Source organism: Gluconobacter sp. GP1 (genome assembly GCF_032913585.1).
Lineage (GTDB): Bacteria > Pseudomonadota > Alphaproteobacteria > Acetobacterales > Acetobacteraceae > Gluconobacter > Gluconobacter cerinus.
This window is the reverse complement of record NZ_JASGXC010000002.1, coordinates 679,729-697,535: the sequence shown is the minus strand read 5'-3', so window position 1 is coordinate 697,535 and position 17,807 is coordinate 679,729. Positions and strand designations below refer to the sequence as shown.

17 protein-coding genes are annotated in these 17,807 nt (G+C 55.5%); 4 read left to right on the top strand and 13 right to left on the bottom strand.

Annotation, left to right across the window (positions count from 1 at the left end):
* Positions 1-16: 16 nt before the first annotated feature.
* The 7 genes from fabF to R5H23_RS07750 all read right to left on the bottom strand — a co-directional run bounded on the left by fabF (position 17) and on the right by R5H23_RS07750 (position 6,835).
* Positions 17-1,300, bottom strand: coding sequence for a beta-ketoacyl-ACP synthase II (fabF, locus tag R5H23_RS07780; protein ID WP_064274200.1), 1,284 nt, complete (start codon positions 1,298-1,300; stop codon positions 17-19).
* Between the two features lie 120 nt (positions 1,301-1,420).
* The gene (locus tag R5H23_RS07775; RefSeq protein WP_007282219.1) at positions 1,421-1,660 is read right to left on the bottom strand and encodes an acyl carrier protein; all 240 of its coding nucleotides are present in this window, start codon (positions 1,658-1,660) and stop codon (positions 1,421-1,423) included.
* A 202-nt stretch (positions 1,661-1,862) separates the two neighbouring features.
* Positions 1,863-2,603: a 3-oxoacyl-[acyl-carrier-protein] reductase gene (gene fabG, locus R5H23_RS07770; protein WP_046899539.1), complete on the bottom strand. Its 741-nt coding sequence runs from the start codon at positions 2,601-2,603 to the stop codon at positions 1,863-1,865.
* Between the two features lie 12 nt (positions 2,604-2,615).
* The gene (gene fabD / locus R5H23_RS07765) at positions 2,616-3,560 is read right to left on the bottom strand and encodes an ACP S-malonyltransferase (protein ID WP_317215010.1); all 945 of its coding nucleotides are present in this window, start codon (positions 3,558-3,560) and stop codon (positions 2,616-2,618) included.
* 71 nt (positions 3,561-3,631) lie between these two features.
* A complete protein-coding gene (locus R5H23_RS07760; protein ID WP_317215008.1) occupies positions 3,632-4,378 on the bottom strand; it encodes a hypothetical protein in 747 nt (248 codons plus the stop codon).
* Between the two features lie 26 nt (positions 4,379-4,404).
* On the bottom strand, positions 4,405-5,283 hold the full coding sequence (locus R5H23_RS07755) for a class I SAM-dependent methyltransferase (protein WP_317215007.1): 879 nt from the start codon (positions 5,281-5,283) through the stop codon (positions 4,405-4,407).
* 124 nt (positions 5,284-5,407) lie between these two features.
* Entirely contained in the window at positions 5,408-6,835 is a 1,428-nt protein-coding gene (locus R5H23_RS07750; protein WP_408874340.1) for a carbohydrate porin, read from the bottom strand.
* A 455-nt stretch (positions 6,836-7,290) separates the two neighbouring features.
* Here R5H23_RS07750 and R5H23_RS07745 point away from each other — a divergent pair, with 455 nt between their 5' ends.
* Entirely contained in the window at positions 7,291-8,070 is a 780-nt protein-coding gene (locus R5H23_RS07745) for an acetoin reductase (RefSeq protein ID WP_317215004.1), read from the top strand.
* Between the two features lie 51 nt (positions 8,071-8,121).
* On the opposite strand, the gene R5H23_RS07740 is transcribed toward R5H23_RS07745, so the two are convergent.
* From R5H23_RS07740 to R5H23_RS07725, 4 genes are all read right to left on the bottom strand, one after another.
* The gene (locus R5H23_RS07740) at positions 8,122-8,853 is read right to left on the bottom strand and encodes a glycine betaine ABC transporter substrate-binding protein (RefSeq protein WP_211516421.1); all 732 of its coding nucleotides are present in this window, start codon (positions 8,851-8,853) and stop codon (positions 8,122-8,124) included.
* Positions 8,854-8,926: 73 nt separating this feature from the next.
* Complete coding sequence (locus R5H23_RS07735; protein WP_317215003.1) at positions 8,927-11,086, bottom strand: M13 family metallopeptidase; 2,160 nt, start codon at positions 11,084-11,086, stop codon at positions 8,927-8,929.
* Between the two features lie 14 nt (positions 11,087-11,100).
* On the bottom strand, positions 11,101-11,733 hold the full coding sequence (locus R5H23_RS07730; RefSeq protein ID WP_064274083.1) for a Dabb family protein: 633 nt from the start codon (positions 11,731-11,733) through the stop codon (positions 11,101-11,103).
* Positions 11,734-11,826: 93 nt separating this feature from the next.
* Entirely contained in the window at positions 11,827-12,648 is an 822-nt protein-coding gene (locus tag R5H23_RS07725; RefSeq protein ID WP_317215000.1) for a ferritin-like domain-containing protein, read from the bottom strand.
* 116 nt (positions 12,649-12,764) lie between these two features.
* Between R5H23_RS07725 and bioB the strand changes: the two genes are divergently transcribed.
* Positions 12,765-13,790 (top strand): biotin synthase BioB, encoded by a 1,026-nt coding sequence (gene bioB / locus R5H23_RS07720; protein WP_167386107.1) that lies wholly within the window; start codon positions 12,765-12,767, stop codon positions 13,788-13,790.
* A gap of 52 nt (positions 13,791-13,842) precedes the next feature.
* Here the strand turns inward: bioB and R5H23_RS07715 are convergent, their stop codons facing one another.
* Positions 13,843-14,397 (bottom strand): flavodoxin family protein, encoded by a 555-nt coding sequence (locus tag R5H23_RS07715; protein WP_317214998.1) that lies wholly within the window; start codon positions 14,395-14,397, stop codon positions 13,843-13,845.
* A gap of 200 nt (positions 14,398-14,597) precedes the next feature.
* Between R5H23_RS07715 and R5H23_RS07710 the strand changes: the two genes are divergently transcribed.
* Both R5H23_RS07710 and R5H23_RS07705 read left to right on the top strand, forming a co-directional pair.
* Entirely contained in the window at positions 14,598-14,927 is a 330-nt protein-coding gene (locus tag R5H23_RS07710; RefSeq protein ID WP_317214997.1) for a helix-turn-helix domain-containing protein, read from the top strand.
* A gap of 105 nt (positions 14,928-15,032) precedes the next feature.
* Entirely contained in the window at positions 15,033-16,337 is a 1,305-nt protein-coding gene (locus R5H23_RS07705; RefSeq protein WP_317214996.1) for an Hsp70 family protein, read from the top strand.
* Positions 16,338-16,341: 4 nt separating this feature from the next.
* Here R5H23_RS07705 and R5H23_RS07700 read toward each other — a convergent pair whose 3' ends face one another.
* Positions 16,342-17,787, bottom strand: a complete 1,446-nt coding sequence (locus R5H23_RS07700) for a glycoside hydrolase family 32 protein (protein ID WP_317214994.1) — start codon at positions 17,785-17,787, stop codon at positions 16,342-16,344.
* Positions 17,788-17,807 lie beyond the last annotated feature (20 nt).

Below are 17,807 nucleotides of genomic sequence, written 5' to 3'. Positions count from 1 at the left end.
ATCAAAACGACTCCGCTCAGTCCTTGCAGCGCTTCAGGATAATGCTGGCATTCGTGCCGCCAAACCCGAAGCTGTTGGACAGAGCGACATCAACCTTACGCTTCTGAGCCTTCAGAGGCACACGATCGATTACGCTCTCGCGTGCCGGATTTTCAAGGTTCAGCGTGGGCGGCACGATGCCGTCACGGATGGCCTGAAGGCAGAAGATCGCCTCCACAGCACCCGCTGCGCCAAGAAGATGACCGATGGCAGACTTGGTGGATGACATCACCAGATTCTTGGCATGGTCGCCGAAGAAACGCTCGACTGCATCCAGTTCCAGATCGTCTGCCATGGTGGAGGTGCCATGCGCGTTAACGTAGTCGATATCGGATGCCTGAAGACCACTGTTCTTCAGGGCGGCCTTCATGGCGCGGAACGCGCCTTCATGACCTTCAGCCGGGGCTGTGATGTGATGAGCGTCGCCGGACAGGCCATAGCCGCCGATTTCGCCATAGATCTTGGCACCGCGAGCCTTGGCATGTTCGTACTCTTCCAGCACGACCACACCGGCACCCTCACCCATGATGAAGCCATCACGATCCTTGTCCCACGGACGGGACGCCTTGGTCGGATCATCATTGGAGCCGGTGGAGAGCGCACGTGCCGAGCAGAAACCGGCAATACCCAGCGAACAGATGGCAGCTTCTGCGCCACCGGCAATCATGACGTCTGCATCACCGTACTGGATCAGACGGGACGCATCACCAATCGCATGCACGCCTGTAGCGCAGGCTGTAACGACAGCATGGTTCGGTCCCTTGAAGCCGTAGCGGATCGAAAGGTGACCGGAAATGAGATTGATAAGCGCGGACGGGATGAAGAACGGTGACAGACGACGGGCCTTGCCGCTCGAAACTGTCAGGGAACCTTCATAAATCGTCTGTAGACCACCGATACCGGAGCCGATCATCACGCCTGTGGCGCAGCGATCATCTTCGTTCTCAGGCTTCCAGCCCGAGTCCTCGACGGCCTGGATGGCAGCGGCCAGACCAAGATGGATGAAGCGATCCATTTTCTTCTGGTCTTTGACCGGCACCCAGTCAGACAGCGTGAGACCGCCTTCTTCGGTCGGTCCCTCAGGAACCTGACCAGCGACCTGCGCAGGGAGTTCGGAAGGATCAAAATGGGTAATACGCCCGATACCGGACTGCCCTTCGATCAGACGCTTCCACGTCAGTTCCGCACCCACCGCAAGTGGGCTGACAACACCGATTCCGGTAACGACGACGCGTCTTCCGTTGATTGCATTCCCGCTCATCGATGCCTCATGTCTCACGTTGTAAACGACCATACGATGCGGCCTGAAGACCGCTCCGTGTATCCGCCCCTGGTAATCGAGGCGGGATGGGACCAGCCTTAGACCAGTCCCGAAAGCGCCTTAGGCAGCCTTCTGCTTCTCGATGTAGTCAATCGCGTCCTTGACGGTGGCGATCTTCTCGGCTGCATCTTCCGGGATCTCGACGGAGAAAGCTTCTTCGAAAGCCATGACCAGCTCAACCGTGTCGAGGCTGTCTGCGCCCAGATCGTCAATGAAAGACGCTTCCGGCGTGACCTTGCTTTCTTCAACGCCGAGGTGCTCGACAACGATCTTCTTCACCTTGTCAGCGATATCGCTCATCTGTTTGTTCCTTCTGCCCGTTCAGGGCGTTACAAAAAACTCGTATTGCCGTCTGCCAGTCCGGGAACCCATCAGGGCTTCCAGCGCAGGCCACCTCTCCTTTCGGAAAGGCGTTGCCACCGGCCGAACCGGACATCGGCCTTCATCAGACCGGGCAAAGCAGCGCGCGATTAGCACGCTTTGACCTGAAACGCCAAGCGTCTCAGACCATGGCCATGCCACCGTTGACGTGCAGGGTCGTTCCCGTGACCCAAGCAGCCTCGTCAGAAGCCAGATACACCACTGCCGCAGCCACGTCATCCGGGTTTCCCATCCGACCGAGCGGAATAGAGCCAACCAGCTTTTCGCGGATACCCTCAGACAGCACATCCGTCATTGGCGTTTCAATGAAACCAGGAGCCACAACATTGACCGTCACACCACGCGGACCAGCTTCCTGAGCCAGAGACTTGCTCATACCAACGATGCCAGCCTTTGCCGCTGCATAGTTGGCCTGACCCGCATTTCCTGTCGTTCCAACAACAGACGCGATGGAAATGATGCGGCCAGCGCGACGGCGCAGCATACCCTTAAGGGCAGCGCGAGCCAGACGGAACGGACTTTCCAGATCCACCGTCATGACCTGCGACCAGTCACTGTCCTTCATGCGAATGGCGAGCGTATCGCGCGTCAGCCCCGCATTGTTCACCAGAATGTCCAGCGGAGCCCCGGCTACTTCTTCAGCCTTAGCCACAAGACCATCAGCTTCAGACGCATCCGACAGGTTGGCAACTGCAATATGCGTGCGCTCCCCGAGGCTGTCTGCCAGTTCCTTCAGAGCCGCTTCACGCGTGCCGCTGAGAACAACCGTTGCGCCAAGGGCGTGAAGCTGACGGGCAATAGCTGCACCGATGCCACCGGATGCACCCGTGACGAGTGCGATCTTGCCAGAAAGAGAGAACATGGTTCGTTGTCCTTACAGAGCCTTGAGCAGGGCTTCGATTTCAGCAGGTGTGCCAGCATTGTCCGTGGCAAGATCAGGAGCAATACGACGCGCCAGACCACACAGCACCTTGCCAGCTCCCAGTTCATGCATGTTTGTCACGCCCATGGCCGCCATGGCCTGAACGCTCTCGCGCCAGCGGACCGTTCCCGTAACCTGCTTCACCAGAAGGTCGCGGATCGCATCAGGATCAGTGACCTTCGCAGCAGTCACGTTGGCAATAACCGGGACGCTTGGCGCATTCAGTGTAGCCGTTGCAAGCGCTTCGGCCATTTCACGACCGGCAGGCGCCATCAGTGACGAATGAAACGGCGCGGAGACCGGAAGTTTCACAGCCCGCTTGATGCCACGCTCCTTGGCAAGGGCAATGGCGCGGTCCACGGCATCCATGTGTCCAGACACAACGATCTGGCCACCGCCGTTATCATTGGCGATCTCAAGGACCTGTCCCTCGGCAGCATCTTCACAGATGGACTGCGCCTGCTCAGCCTCAACTCCGAGAAGGGCTGCCATGCCGCCCTCACCTGCAGGAACAGCCCGCTGCATTGCCTGACCGCGCAGACGCAGCAGACGGGCCCCTTCAGCAATACCGAGCGTGCCAGCAGCAGCAAGAGCAGAATATTCTCCAAGAGAATGACCCGCCAGCAAAGTGGCCTTGTCTGCCAGTTTAAAGCCACCTTCGGTTTCAAGGGCACGAACAGCAGCGAGCGATACGGCAAAAAGTGCTGGCTGCGTGTTCTCGGTCTTTGTCAGTTCGTCCGCTTCGCCGGAGAACATCAGCTTTGACAGGTGCACTCCAAGGGCATCGTCAACTTCCTGAAAAACGGCACGGGATGAAGCAAAGGCATCATGCAGGGCCTGCCCCATTCCGACTGACTGACTGCCCTGACCCGGAAAGACAAAAGCGTGAACCGACATGGATCCCCCTGCTGGCATGAAAAACAGGCTCAGGGTGATGCTGTTTCACACGCGATCTGTCAAATTCTGCGTTATCTGTCAGGTGTGAATGTCGCGTATGCCTCACCGGGAATTTTAACCCGGACCCGGCCAAAAGGCTTGCTGGAACGGAATACCGTATCCTCTGCATAGTCCTGCGGCCGAAGCAGAACAGTCATTGGCTCCCTACTCACGTTTGACGCCAACATCCGGACGGTGCCACTCGTCACCGCCTCAAAATTCGCTCCCGGAGCAATAACTATCTTGAGCCGATGAGCATCCGGCATGAACCAGGACAAGATCACACCCGTCAGATCACGGATGCACGCATTGACCTGACGCAGCCAATGACGGGCCTCTATGCCGGTAAATGTCTGCGCCGCAGGCAACGCGACCACCAGAGACAGCTCCGTTCTGACATTATGCCCGATGGCTTCTGTCTGAAGGACCGGCGGGTTCTCTGCCTTCAGGCGGTCTGTCAGCGGGAAATGCATGTCCCGGTCCTGGCCGAAGAACAAGGGGATATCCCCATCCCGGCTATGAACCATAAGCCGCGCTTTTGCGGGGTAATCATGGTCAGGCAGCAACTCGCCTGTGAAATGAAGTGAAAGACCCTCTTTTGCCGCCTGCGGAAAGCGCTCAAACCGCTCATAGATGCGTGCGATGTCCTGATATGTCGCAACGCGCACGTCATGTCGGCCAGCGACAATAAGATGCTCCTCAGAAGCACCGTGCGCCTCGTGAAGACCGACACAGGAAAGGAATGCGATGAAACATCCCGTCAGAAGACGATAGGTCATGAATTTACTTTACAACAAATGATGTCTTATTCAATTTTTTGCAGAACAATCAGAACCTGCGGCAGCCTTACCGGATTATCCAGATATTCGATCAGGCGAAACATACCGCCCCAAGCTTTAAGAATATAGTTCCGTGGTATGATGGCCTCTCCATAATGCGCCTGAGGCTGAGGGCGCTTTGCAGACGCGGCATGCAGGAACCGCCCTGCTTCAAAATGTGAATTCGCCTGGGCTTCATCCACAAAACTGTTTGCACAGGCTTCATGCCATGGATGCTCCAGTTGCATTCCAGAAGCACGACGCAAGCGCTGCTCTGCACAAAATGATAGAAACCGCCGGCTCTGCGTCGTAAAGACAACCAATCCATCTGGCTTCAGAAGCCGATAAAACTCCCTCATCCAGTGGCCGGCCAGAAATTCATCCAGATGTGAAAATGTCGACCAGGACGTGATCAGATCCAGCGTACCGGGCACGAGCGGCAATGGTGGCACCAGCCCTGCCTGCAAGAAGGGAAGAAATGGATTGGCGCGCCGTGCCGCCATGAGAAAGCGGTCCGTATGCTCGACGCTGACGAGGGACTGGGATCGCACATCTTTCATAAAAAGACGCGCCATCCGCCCCCACCCACATCCGAAATCAAGAACGGAAGTCTCAGGCCTCACAGGCCTTCCCGCGTAGGCGCAATACGCCTTTATTTCCCGATAAAAGACATGCGCCTCATGAATGGAAACCTCCCCGTGATGCCCATGAATTTCACGCTGTAGATCATCCGGGGGGAACTCAGGCATCCGAACGCCCCGCACCTCGTGTTCACCAAGGGACGAGACCAGAACATGCAGCCATTCTTCATCCGCAAGCCCGTGAAAGGCTTCAAAAACAGCATCCGTCCTGTCGGAGTGGGTCATTCTTCTACCGTTACGCCATGTCAGTAACGATTTATTAACGCACTTCCACCAACAAGAGAACCAAGCCGCCTACGCATGAAAAATCCTGCCCCGCGCTTTTCAGATACACCGCAAGAAAGAGTTCTCACATAAACTGGATATGGCTCTTAAACCCCAAAAGAGCGGCATCCCGCAGATTGTATTGGGCATTCGGGTGAATGTAATACTCAAACAAAGGCGTAAAAATTACACCCTTCACAACGTGGATAGCGTAGTTGAACTCCATCACGACCGCGTCCTGCTGAACACCTGTCGCATGATTGGGGAGTGATTGCCCTTTACGGATCAGCGCAGCTTCACTTCGGCTCACACCGGATGCAATCTTGGTGTAGGTCAGAGAAAATCCGAGCGTATCGTAAGGTCGAGACTTCAGAAATCCGCGGTTAATCAGTGCACCATAAACGAGATACCGGCGCAGGGATGTATGGGGATCATTGTAAATAAGCCCCGTCATCGCCGTCAGGCCCGAGCCCTTTGCCCGATAGTGCAGCAACTGCTGATCCAGCATGACCCAGGTTGACCAAGACGCGCTTCGCTTTTTATGCGCAAGTCCGCTCTCGGCATAAGAACCGTCATACAGATCGTAATAGTTGTCAGTCTGCGGCGTACTGAAGAGCTGGGCCCCGAATTTGTAATGGCCCGGCAACGTGCCATGTCCGAAGACCGGCTCCCAAGCTGTTTCGATCGGTGCCGCATACCCGATGATATTGGCCCCATTGAATTTGAATCCGGTTCGATGCTGATAGACTTGGTAAATCCCGTTTTCGATCGGATACACCCCTGTCTGAACATAGACAGATCGCACCGGCCGTCCTCGAACCCGAAATCCCCAGGTCGCAGCAGGATAGCCAGCGTCAAAATTCGTGTCCGTAATCCCTTTGGGACGACCGCAGAAACTACCGTTCTGGAAATTGCAGAACAAAGGGCTCGCCGCAAAGTCCGAAATTTCTGACATGCGGCCAGCGGCGATCGCCAGACGCCCACCGTAAAGCGTTTCTTCGCCATACATATAGACCAGATGCACGACAACATTTCCGCCACCGCCATAATCTTCGGAAGCATGATTGAGCCAGTCACCAAACATGCGATTGGCCGTCGTACCGTATCGCCCCACCGTAATCATGTGCGTCGCAAAACCACGCAGACCAGAAAGCTTTTCCCAGTCTACATCAAGCTGCATCGCATACTGGCCCGCATTGCTCGCGCCCTGCTTGTAGTTTTCAAATCCCGGCGTTGTTCCGCGCGTCGGCTTCGTTATCGCTCCGGCAAATTCATTTGTATTATCGACGAGGAAATTGATGCCACGCTTACGCAGCCAGTCTGACAGGGGATTGGAGACGATAGCCTCGGGATGGGAAAATGCTGGCACTGTTGTTTCACGCGAGGCATGGACAGGAAGAGGCGTTGAAACCAACTGACTTGGCGCAGATCCAATATCGCGGTCCATAACCTGAGCAAAAGCAGGCAGCGATACGAAAATACTGAAAAACCACACGAACCATGAGCTTTTCAGAGCATAACCCAGCACACGAAGATGCAAATCTGGCGCCCCTATTTGAACAGGAATAATGTTACATCACGACCTCTGAAACGAATTGCGCCCGATCCAGAGTGAGCATGCAAAATCCCTACGCGACGGAGCACTGTAGCGTAATTAACATTTTAGAATTTCTCGTAAATTTGATTAATAATTCACAAATATAAAATAATTAAAATATTTTTTATTATTTGTTTTAAAGTAAAAATACTTATGGAGGTGAAGTAAGTTTTATATTAATGTTCAAATATCTACAAAATCGTTAATTTAGAAAATTACTCATGTAATATTTCCTTCACACGAAACACGTTTGCGTGCCTATTTTCGAAAACATGTCTTTTTTTGTGGAAAATCAAAGCCTGAAAGCAGAAGACGTTTACCATTCGTGCGAACCACATTTCGTGGCGCATGAAGAGAGAGGAAATTTCTGCATGTCTCTTTCTGGTAAAATTGCCGCTGTAACCGGGGCGGCTCAAGGTATCGGCAAGGCCATCGCTCTTCGTCTAGCGCGCGAGGGAGCTGACATCATTCTATTGGATGTCAAACAGGAAACCGTTCAGCAAGCCGCCAAGGAAGTTGAAGCTCTTGGCCGACGTGCTATCGCTCTAACGGCTGACATCAGTAATCGCGATGAATTTCAGAAGACCCTGAAAGAAGCCTCCAGCCAGCTTGGCGGCCTCGATATCATGGTCAATAACGCCGGCATCTGTCAGGTGAAGCCTATTCTGGACGTCACCCAGGAAGAAGTTGAGAAGATTTACCGCATTAATGTTCAGGGCGTGATCTGGGGCATCCAGGCTGCGGCCAACATTTTCAAAGATACCGGCAAGAAGGGCAAGATCATCAATGCCTGCTCCATCGCTGGCCATGAAGGCTTTCCTCTTCTCGGGATCTATTCTTCCACAAAGTTCGCAGTTCGCGCACTGACGCAGTCGGCCGCCAAAGAACTGTCAGCCTTCGGTATCACCGTGAACTCCTACTGCCCGGGCATCGTCGGAACGGATATGTGGGTCGAGATCGACAAGCGCATGTCTGAAATTACCGGCGCTGAACTGGGCGCAACGTACAAGAAGTATGTTGAAGGCATCGCTCTCGGACGGGTCGAAACAGCAGACGACGTTGCTGGCTTCGTCGCATTCCTGTCGGGGAAAGATTCCGATTACATTACTGGCCAGTCCATCCTGATCGATGGCGGCCTCGTCTACCGCTAAGGCTGTAGATACAAAAAAGGGCCGGAGAAATCCGGCCCTTTTTTGAAATCCTCAGGCATCCCGCGGAATAAGACGTCCACGCTGCCATGCTTCCGCAGCATCATCAGGGTCCTGCCCTTCAACGCCAATATTATAATCCAGCGCACTCATGACCTTGTTGCCGAGCATCATCTCGGACAATTCATCAAGAAGATCCGTATCTGCCTTGCGGGCTACATCTTCCCGCAGAACCATGCGCGCAGACATTTCCCCACCAAGCAGCTTGTCAGGGTCCTCAACCAGCGTCAGCAACGCGGTGTGGAATACCGCATGAGGCTGTGTGGCGACCACAAGCGGAGATTCGCCATCTGCCTGCGCCTTTTCCAGACGACCGATCAGAGCGGCTTCCCCCACAACTTCAAGCGGCAGGGAAGAAAGGGCAGGAAGCTGCTTGAGTGCTTTTTCAAGAATTTCGCGGCTGTCCTCTGCGACGATCACCCGATCCACGTCGGCTGATGTCAGCGCATTGACAGGACCGAGCACACGCAGCGCAGCAAACGAAATCTGCGGCTGATACAGATCCCCGATGACACGAAAGCCAGGCCCAGCGAATTTTTCATCGCGCGGGAACCAGGCAGAGACCAGAAGATCGACTTCGCCCTGCTCCATGGCTTCCGCCACATCTTCAGGGTCGAGGTCCACAAACTCGACGTCCACCTCATGCGCTTCGAGAACACGGGCGACCGCACTGGCACACCCGGCATGAAGCGAGGTGTACAGATGGCCGATCGTCATTTGCGTCATGAGGCAGTCCGTCAGTCAGAAAATTGAAACGTGAGACCGTGGATAAGCCTCACGCTTCATTTTGTCACGACCCTTACCAGATCTTTACGCGCTGATCCGGGGCAAGATAGAGCTTGTCGCCCTCTTTTACGCCGAATGCATCGTACCAGGCGTCAATATTGTGCGCTGGCATGTTCACACGCGTGACGGCCGGGGCATGCTCGTTCGAAAGCATCTGCTGGCGCAGCGCATCCGGCCGATCCTTCTCACGCCACACCTGAGCCCAGCCCAGGAACACGCGCTGATCGCCCGTCAGGCCATGAACGGTTGTCTGCGGCTTGCCATGCAGGGAGTCATGATAAGCCTGAAGACCAAGGTTCAGACCACCGGAATCCGCGATGTTCTCGCCCATGGTCATCTTGCCGTTCACGTGCGTGCCCGGCAGAGGTTCCTGCGCGTCATATTGTGCACCAAGACGATCGGCCAGCTTCTGGAAAGCATCAGAAGATGCTTTGGTCCACCAGTCATTCAGGCGGCCATGTTCATCATAATGACGGCCCTGGTCGTCAAAGCCATGGCTCATCTCATGACCGATCACGCCACCAATAGCACCATAATTCACAGCCATATCACCCTTCGGATCGAAGAACGGCGGCTGAAGGATGGCAGCCGGGAAAACGATCTCGTTCATCGTCGGATCGTTGTAAGCGTTCACGGTCTGCGGCGTCATGCCCCACTCGTCACGATCCACCGGCTTATCGAGCTTGTTCAGCTCATGCTGCCAGTTAAACGCGGCGCCACGCACAGCATTGCCATACACGTCGCCCTTGCGAACTACGAGGTTGCTGTAGTCCCACCACTTTTGGGGATAGCCAACCTGAATAGCGAAGTGATCCAGCTTGTTCAGAGCAGCCTTACGGGTCTGCTCGTCCATCCATGTGTTGTGCTCAAGGCGATCATGGAAGGAAGACTTCACCTTCTGCACCAGCTCTGTAATCTGAGCTTGGGCTGACGGCGGGAAATAACGGGCAACGTAGATCTTGCCCAGAGCCCAGCCCATGGCGCCATTGGTCACGCGCGTCGCACGCTTCCAACGAGGAGACTGCTGCGCCACGCCCGACAGCGTGCGACTGTTGAAGTCAAAGGACGCGTCAGAGAAATCATGAGACAAATAGGCTGCGGCATTATCTGCCAGATGGAAGGCTAGCCAAGCCTGAAGTACGCTGTAATCAGCCTTCTTCAGAACGCGGGACATGGCTCCGATGCCATCTGGCTCACGCACGTCTACCTTGCGATCGGCAATATTTTCGGCCGGAAGCCCTGCAGTCGTCAGGAACGTGACCCAGTCAAAGTCTGGAGCGATCTTTTGCAGCTGCGTGACCGTCATCGGGTTGTAGAGCTTGAGCGGATCGCGCGTCTGATCGCGGGGGATCTCAACCTTGGCAAGCGCTGTTTCAAGATCAACGACAGCCTGCGCGTTCTTGGCTGGATCAGCCCAGCCCACAAGCGTCAGCATCTTCGCGACATAAGCCTGATAGGCCCTCTTCTTGTCGGCCAGCTTCGGGTCTGTGTAGTAGCTGATATCGGGCAGGCCCAAGCCACCGCTGACGCCAATGCTCATGCCCTGATCGAGCATCAGCATGTAATGTTCCGGATCTTTCTGATCCTGCTCGACGCCAATCTGAAACGTCGAGAACGCCATGGAATTCAGGGACGTACCAAACGCCTCAGCCAGGCTCTTGGCATCACTGACCTTGCGGATCTTCTCCAGATCCACAGCAAGCGGCTTGGCTCCCAGAGCATCAACGGCCTTCTGGTCCAGATAGCTGGCGTAGAAGGTGCCGATCTTGCCCATGTCATCAGACGGCTCGGCAGAAACGTGCTTCTGTGCTTCGCTCAGGATCGCCTTCTGGCGCTCCATGGACAGTTCGTACAGAATACGGAACGGACCATAGCTGCTCATATCCCCTGGAATTTTCAGGTTCTTGAGGTACGTACCGTTGGCATATTCGAAGAAATTGTCGCCCGGCTTGACGCTGTGATTCATGCCGGCTTCATCAAAGCCCCAGCCTGAATTGTAACCGGCGGCCTGTGCATTTGCGGCTGTAAGGCCCATAGCCAGCGCAAGTACACTCGCACCTTGCGTCAGGCGGCGTTTAACAGAAACTGTAGTCTTCACATTATGCCTCATGTTCTGGCGATCGCCGTAGCATGAGGCATAAAAGATCATTTCGTCAAAAGGCCTTCCATACAAACGGAGACTTTTTGTTACTTCCCGCTTTTGCGGGTTGTCTTGCGTGCTTTGTCAGCGGGTGCGGAGACAGCCAGCACGTCATAATCAAAGACCATAACCTTATCGAGATATGGCCCGGCAAATTCCTTGAAGGCCTCATGGGCAGGGTCAAAGAACGCCGGATCTGTCACGACGGGCTTGCCAACATAGTAGTTCCGGTCCCCTTCAGAGCGGAACGTCACGAGGAACGCCTGCTGCAGGCCGCCCTCTACACCTTCCCCACTATTCTGAAACCCGGTCTCAATGCTGACCACAACCGGGCGACCGTCAGGGCGACGGCTGTCCTGCGCAAGATGCAGAAAACGGCCGGACACTTCTGCACGCTGTGCCGTCGTGGCGTCCTTCTTGTACCGGAACATCACCATGTGCCGCACGGTGCCAACATGCCAGTCCGCCGCTGTAAACTGAGCGTATCCGACCTGTCGGGCAAGCTGCTGGGAGGCCACCGTTGCGGCTGCCGGTGTATCGCTCGTCACCGGGCCTGATGTCGCGATCGGCAACGAGTACGGATCTGCTTTGGCTGAGAAGCCCTGCGACAGCCCTGCGATGGACAGAAGGGCAGCTGCTCCCCAGATAAAGCGACGGGACAGAAGTGGTCGAACGTCCATTCTCAAGCTCCAGTTACAAGACAGAAAATGCAGCCCTTCATGGCACGAAATGGCCTCTTCCGTCTTGTGAATTTCCGTAAGTCTGACAAACCGTCAGGCCGCAATCTGGCGCTGAAACGATTTGCGACGCCACCGGATCAGTCGATACACCCCATTCGCTGCCAGCTTCTGCCAACGGGAATGCGGAGTGAAGCCTATTGTCTTGAAGATCATCGCCGTCACACGATCAATGTGCTTCTGCTGATAGAATCCCATGGCTTTGGACATATAAGCCGCAATGCACCGCTTGTGATCATAGGGCATGTCCGGGGATTCATTGGTCGTGTGATAGGCGGACGCCAACTCATCGTCCTCACTCTCGGTCACACGCCCAAGAGCAATACGCGTCCGTGCCCAGACACTGAGCTTCTCGCGCTTCAGATAGCGATGCATGTGATCATAGAAGAGTTTGAAATGCCGGTATTCATCGGCGGCAATCTGCTTGCAGATGGCTTTCAGCAGGGGCTCATCCGTCGCATCCGCCAGCGCCGTGTAAAAAGACGACGTTCCCGTCTCGACCATACAGCGTGCGATCAGTTCGCCCGTGCGGGACCCACGGATAGACGCATCAACGTCTGCATCAATCTTGTAACTTGCGCGATAGCGCTCAAACGCCTCTTCATAGTCCCAGCTCGGATCTGCCAGCATGGCCCAGCGGCCCAGAGCATCTCCGTGCTGAACTTCTTCCACTGCCCAGTTGGCTGTTGCTGCGCTGAAATCCGGGTCTCCCACAAAGACGTGTCTCAGATATTCAGCGTAGTCCAAGCCATTCTTTTCAACGACTGAAGCAGACTTCACCAGAGGAATGATATCCGGGTCCACGCGGGATGGATCAAAGGAATCCCAGTCCATCTGCTCGATACGCCAGTGTTTCATCGCTTTGCCTCGTCCGTTTTCCGGCTCATAATCATGACGATGAGATGACACGCCGGGGCCATTTTGGGTAGGTGTGACGCAACAACGTTGGAGAAAGCCCCGTGACGGCTCAGAAAATGACACAGCCAGACGTCCGCCACGACTGGACGCGCGCTGAAGTTGAAGCGCTGATCAACCTCCCCTTCCCGGACCTGATGTTCCGCGCCCAGGAACTGCATCGTCGTTATTTCGACCCCACAAAAGTGCAGATTTCCACGCTTCTTTCGATCAAGACAGGCGGTTGCCCCGAAGACTGCGCCTACTGTCCGCAGAGCGCCCGACACGAAAAAAGCGTGAAGGCCGAGCGCCTGATGGCCGTCGAAAAGGTGATGACCGAGGCACGTGCAGCAAAGGCAGCAGGCGCAGGCCGATTCTGCATGGGTGCTGCCTGGCGCTCCCCGAAGGACCACGATCTCGACTCCGTTTGTGAGATGATCGAGGGTGTAAAGTCCCTTGGTCTCGAAACCTGCGTCACGCTGGGAATGCTGGACTCCGTACAGTCTCAGCGCCTGAAGGATGCCGGGCTGGATTATTACAACCACAACCTCGACACCTCCGAGGAATTCTACGGCTCCATCATCTCCACCCGCACGTATCAGGAGCGCCTCGATACGCTCTCCAACGTGCGCGATGCCGGCATCAATGTCTGCTGTGGCGGAATCGTGGGTATGGGCGAAGATCTGTCCGACCGCGCCGGCCTGCTGATGACGCTCGCCAACCTGCCGAAGCATCCCGAGAGCGTGCCCATCAACCTGCTCGTTCGCGTTGAAGGCACGCCGTTAGGTGAAGCTGAAGCGGTCGATCCGATCACCTTCGTCCGTATCATCGCCACGGCCCGCATCATGATGCCGGAAAGCCATGTCCGTCTGGCGGCAGGGCGTGAAAACATGACGGATGAGGCACATGCTCTGTGCTTCCTCGCAGGTGCCAACTCCATCTTCTGTGGCGAGAAGCTCCTGACCACGCCAAACCCTGCTGAACACCGCGACCGTCAGCTTCTGTCCGCTCTGGGCATGACGCCGATGGTTCAGTCTGAAGCAGAAATGGGAACGCTACGTCCTGCCGTTCCGGACGTTGCTGCCTACGAAGCGGCTCTGTCCTAACCAACAAGGGCGAGGCATGCTGTTTGCAGCGCCTCGCCCTACACATTGCTGATTAAGCTTTGAGACGCGCCGCAATATCAGCCACACGACGGCCATAGCGCTCAGCCGTCAGCAGATCTCCCTTCTGAACACCATCGACACCCGCATTTGCTGGAGCGCGCGCCAGAAGACCGACTGAGCCACCCAGATTGTTCGGATCGTCGCCAGTTGCCTCAAAAGTGTTGGACGGCGGAATTCCCAAGCTCACCCAGATGCCACCATGCTGGGATGCAAGTGTTTGCAGCGTAATCAACGTCACCTGCTTGTCCCCGTTTGGACTGGCGGAGTTCGTGAAACCACCGAACACTTTGTCCTGCCAGCCTCGCGTGAACCAAATTTTGGACGTGGCATCTGCAAATTTCTTAAACTGCCAACTCACATTCCCCATGTAGGTTGGCGTTCCAAAGATGATGGCATCCGCGTCATCCAATGCGGCCCACTCTGCTTCGGTAATTTCACCGTCCGCACTAATTGCCACGAGTTGAGCCTGTGCTCCCTGAGCCACATGCTCCGCCACCACTTTGGTGTGGCCATACCCTGAGTGATAGACGACCAAGACTTTAGACATCGTTCCTGTCCTTCGAACCAAGAGATCAAACATACAATGCGATACGTGGTATCCATTGGAAACCAGCACCCTTTCTGGTATTATGTTGGAAAATTCGGGACAAGAAGGCACCTTCAAGACACATGGTAACCTCGCAGAAACCAGACACGCCGGCACGAAACCTCTGTTTCAACGTCTATGCGAAAGAGTGTCCGACCCGCATGGTGCTAGACAGGCTTGGTGACAAATGGGCCCTTTTGGTGCTGGACCGCCTTCAGAATGACGTTGTGCGCTTCAATGCTCTCAAGCGGGATATCAATGGGATCTCGCAGAAGATCCTGTCTCAGGTGCTGAAAAACCTTGAGCGTGACGGGCTTATTTTAAGGCAAGCTTATCCAACCGTGCCCGTCACTGTTGAATATAGCCTCAAACCTCTTGGAGAGACCCTGATCCAGGCTGTTTCAAGCCTCACGCACTGGGCTGAAACCCATATGGCTGACATTCAGGACTCTCAACGTCTTTACGATGAAGCAAAAAACAGCGTGCTCTGACATTTTGCGCCTTCCATAAAGCCATTTTTCAACTTTTCCCTTGGCCTCGTAGCCGTTCTTTCCTAAACCCTCGCCCTTCGCGAATTCGGGACGGGACCAGCCAAAATGACGACGCAACCTCTTAAAGCGCCAAAAATTCGCGTCGGCATCGACTTTGGAACGACCAATAGTGTCGTCGTCATCGCAGATGAGCAGGGCAACACGCAGCCTGCCATCTTCAACTTCATTGACAGCCCGTCTTCCGAAACCTGCCGCACCCTGCTCTGTCTCTGGATGGATCAGGATGGCAATCGACGCGTTCTTCAGGACGCCATCGGGCTTGATGCCATCGAGGCCTATCTGGATGATCCGGCAGAAAGCCGCCTCATCATGTCCATGAAAACCTATCTGGCTCAGGGCTCATTCCGCGAAACACGTGTTTTTGCCTCGACCATGACGCTTCAGAACCTGATCGCCCGGTTCCTGCGCTCCCTGATGGACAAAGCAGGCATTACACCAGAGCAGGTCAGCACAACGATCGGCAGGCCCGTGCGCTTTGCTGGTGAACTGGCCGATGATGATCTGGGTGTGAAGCGCCTGAAGGAAAGCTTTGTCGAGGCAGGTTTCGCTGAGCCAAACGTTGTACTCGAGCCCGAAGGGGCTGGCTGGCGCTTCATGCAGCGACTGGATGCACCAGCAACTGTGCTGGTGGGAGACTTCGGCGGCGGCACAAGCGATTTCTCTGTCATGCGCTTTGACCCCCATGGCACACCGCGCACCGTCACGCTGGGTCATTCCGGTGTCGGGATCGCGGGAGACCAGTTTGACTTCCGTATTATCGACAATGTCGTCGCACCCGCCCTTGGTCGGGACACGACATATCGGGTGATGGGTGGGCAGCCTCTTCCCGTCCCTATTGAATGGTATGCGAGCCTCGGGCGCTGGCATCGCCTGTCCCTGATGCGGACCCCTCAAACCCTTCGCAGCATTGCAGACGTCGCAAAGACGGCCTCCGATCCGCAGAAGCTGCGAAATCTTCTGCGTCTGATTGAAGATCAGGAAGGCCAGAACCTGTATCGGGCGATTGGTCAGGCCAAAAGCGATCTCTCACGGCACGACAGCACGGTCCTGAAGTTCAGCCACCGGGACCTGAAAATCGAGCAGGCCATCACGCGTGCAGATTTCGAAAGCTGGATCAAACCCGATCTGGAAAAACTCGCAGCCGCCATTGACGATGCCCTGAACGTTACAGGCCTCGGCATTGACGATATTGATCATGTCTTCCTCACCGGCGGCACGTCTTTCGTTCCGGCTGTTCGGAATTTGTTCACGGATCGCTTTGGTGAAAGCCGCGTCGATGGCGGATCAGAATTCGTCTCTGTCGCTGAAGGTCTGGCCCTGATCGAAGTGGAAGCAAGAGCCTCGGCCTGAATGTTCAGACCGGGCTACTGGTCAGGCGATCTGGAGAAATGGGATTCATCGCGCGGGCAGAGACAACGGCCTCACGGAATGTTCCTTCCAAAGACAACTTGAAGGCCGCATCCGTATTTCCATAAGCCCGGGTCGTGAGACAGACACCTGAGGAGGTGAAAATTTCCACGACCGAACCATCTACGAAAATATCCAGCATATTGCGGGCGGCCAATGGCAAGGGTGCGGAATCTCCATTGGCCATCAATTCTTTTCCGGGCCGGTATGGATCGTAATCAAGCTCCAGAAATGGTCCCTCCCCTCCAAATGTCAGGCGCCCTGCCTCGGTTCCAATAAAGGTCAGACGAATCCGGCCATTCGGTCCATCGGGAGCGGCCCAGGACGAGGGCGTGAGCTGGCGGAAATGCGGGCCTTCCAACGCAGTCAGATTGGGATGGGGCGCAAGACGCAGAGCGGCATCCCCGTCAGCCGTAAGAACCCGCGGTAAAGACATGACACCACTCCAACCCGCTTCCATCGCCCCATGACTGCGCTCAGGCTTCTCAGGCACCCAGCCCCAAAGAACGCGCCGCCCGTGCTCATCCAACATGGTCCGTCCGGCGTAGAACGAGCCATATCCAAGAGGCTGAATAATGCGCGGATGAAATGCGCCTTCGCTGTAAATGCCTGAGGCATAATAAACAGTGCTACCCAGCGAGTAGATCAGAACCCAGGTATCGCCGAGCGCAAAAAAGTCCGGACATTCCATGGCATCGTCGTAAGCGCCAGCCTGATGCGTGGGGCCATAGAAAAGAGTGCGATAGGTCCAGTCTATCAGATTTTCGCTATCGTATTTCAGAATGACGCCACCCGGACCAAACTTGGATTGCCGAACGTTGGCGCCCAGCAGCATGTGCCATCCCTCGTGATCCTTCCAGACGAGCGGATCGCGAAATCCATCAACATGCAGTCCCGGCGGGGGCTCAGAAAGAACCGGGACGGGGTTCTGCTTCCAGTGCATCATCTGGAGATCAGATGTCGCCGTGCACTGCACGGATGGCTCAATCCCCGTGTAAAAAGCGATGGCCTGATCTTCAACGATCACAACGCAACCACTGAAAACTCCGATGGCATCTGGTCCCCCGGGGACAGGGCTCATCGCAACGGGTTCGTGATGCCAGTGAACGAGATCAGGGCTGGTCGCATGGCCCCAGTGAATGTTTCCAAACGCAGCTTTGTCCGGCCCCCACTGATAGAACATGTGATAGCGACCATTGACCCAGACCGGGCCGCAGGGGTCGTTCATCCATCCATAAGGGGCAATCAGATGATATTGAGGGCGCAACCGATCCGCAGCCATAGCGGCGGCTGACGGAAGACGATAGGGCCGCGCCTGACTCCTGTGCGTCAGCCCCAAAGCGAGCAAGGCCACTCCAGACCCAAGAACCATTCGCCTGGATGTAGGCCTCATCTTCTCTCCCTCTCATTCCG

What these genes read in the sequence shown, in the direction of transcription:
- R5H23_RS07775 (WP_007282219.1), bottom strand. Translation starts at nt 1,660, where the DNA reads ATGAGCGATATCGCTGACAAGGTGAAGAAGATCGTTGTCGAGCACCTC.
- R5H23_RS07705 (WP_317214996.1), top strand. Translation starts at nt 15,033, where the DNA reads ATGACGACGCAACCTCTTAAAGCGCCAAAAATTCGCGTCGGCATCGAC.
- R5H23_RS07725 (WP_317215000.1), bottom strand. Translation starts at nt 12,648, where the DNA reads ATGAAACACTGGCGTATCGAGCAGATGGACTGGGATTCCTTTGATCCA.
- bioB (WP_167386107.1), top strand. Translation starts at nt 12,765, where the DNA reads ATGACACAGCCAGACGTCCGCCACGACTGGACGCGCGCTGAAGTTGAA.
- fabD (WP_317215010.1), bottom strand. Translation starts at nt 3,560, where the DNA reads ATGTCGGTTCACGCTTTTGTCTTTCCGGGTCAGGGCAGTCAGTCAGTC.
- fabF (WP_064274200.1), bottom strand. Translation starts at nt 1,300, where the DNA reads ATGAGCGGGAATGCAATCAACGGAAGACGCGTCGTCGTTACCGGAATC.
- R5H23_RS07710 (WP_317214997.1), top strand. Translation starts at nt 14,598, where the DNA reads ATGGTGCTAGACAGGCTTGGTGACAAATGGGCCCTTTTGGTGCTGGAC.
- R5H23_RS07730 (WP_064274083.1), bottom strand. Translation starts at nt 11,733, where the DNA reads ATGGACGTTCGACCACTTCTGTCCCGTCGCTTTATCTGGGGAGCAGCT.
- R5H23_RS07745 (WP_317215004.1), top strand. Translation starts at nt 7,291, where the DNA reads ATGTCTCTTTCTGGTAAAATTGCCGCTGTAACCGGGGCGGCTCAAGGT.
- fabG (WP_046899539.1), bottom strand. Translation starts at nt 2,603, where the DNA reads ATGTTCTCTCTTTCTGGCAAGATCGCACTCGTCACGGGTGCATCCGGT.
- R5H23_RS07700 (WP_317214994.1), bottom strand. Translation starts at nt 17,787, where the DNA reads ATGAGGCCTACATCCAGGCGAATGGTTCTTGGGTCTGGAGTGGCCTTG.
- R5H23_RS07760 (WP_317215008.1), bottom strand. Translation starts at nt 4,378, where the DNA reads ATGACCTATCGTCTTCTGACGGGATGTTTCATCGCATTCCTTTCCTGT.
- R5H23_RS07715 (WP_317214998.1), bottom strand. Translation starts at nt 14,397, where the DNA reads ATGTCTAAAGTCTTGGTCGTCTATCACTCAGGGTATGGCCACACCAAA.
- R5H23_RS07740 (WP_211516421.1), bottom strand. Translation starts at nt 8,853, where the DNA reads ATGACGCAAATGACGATCGGCCATCTGTACACCTCGCTTCATGCCGGG.
- R5H23_RS07755 (WP_317215007.1), bottom strand. Translation starts at nt 5,283, where the DNA reads ATGACCCACTCCGACAGGACGGATGCTGTTTTTGAAGCCTTTCACGGG.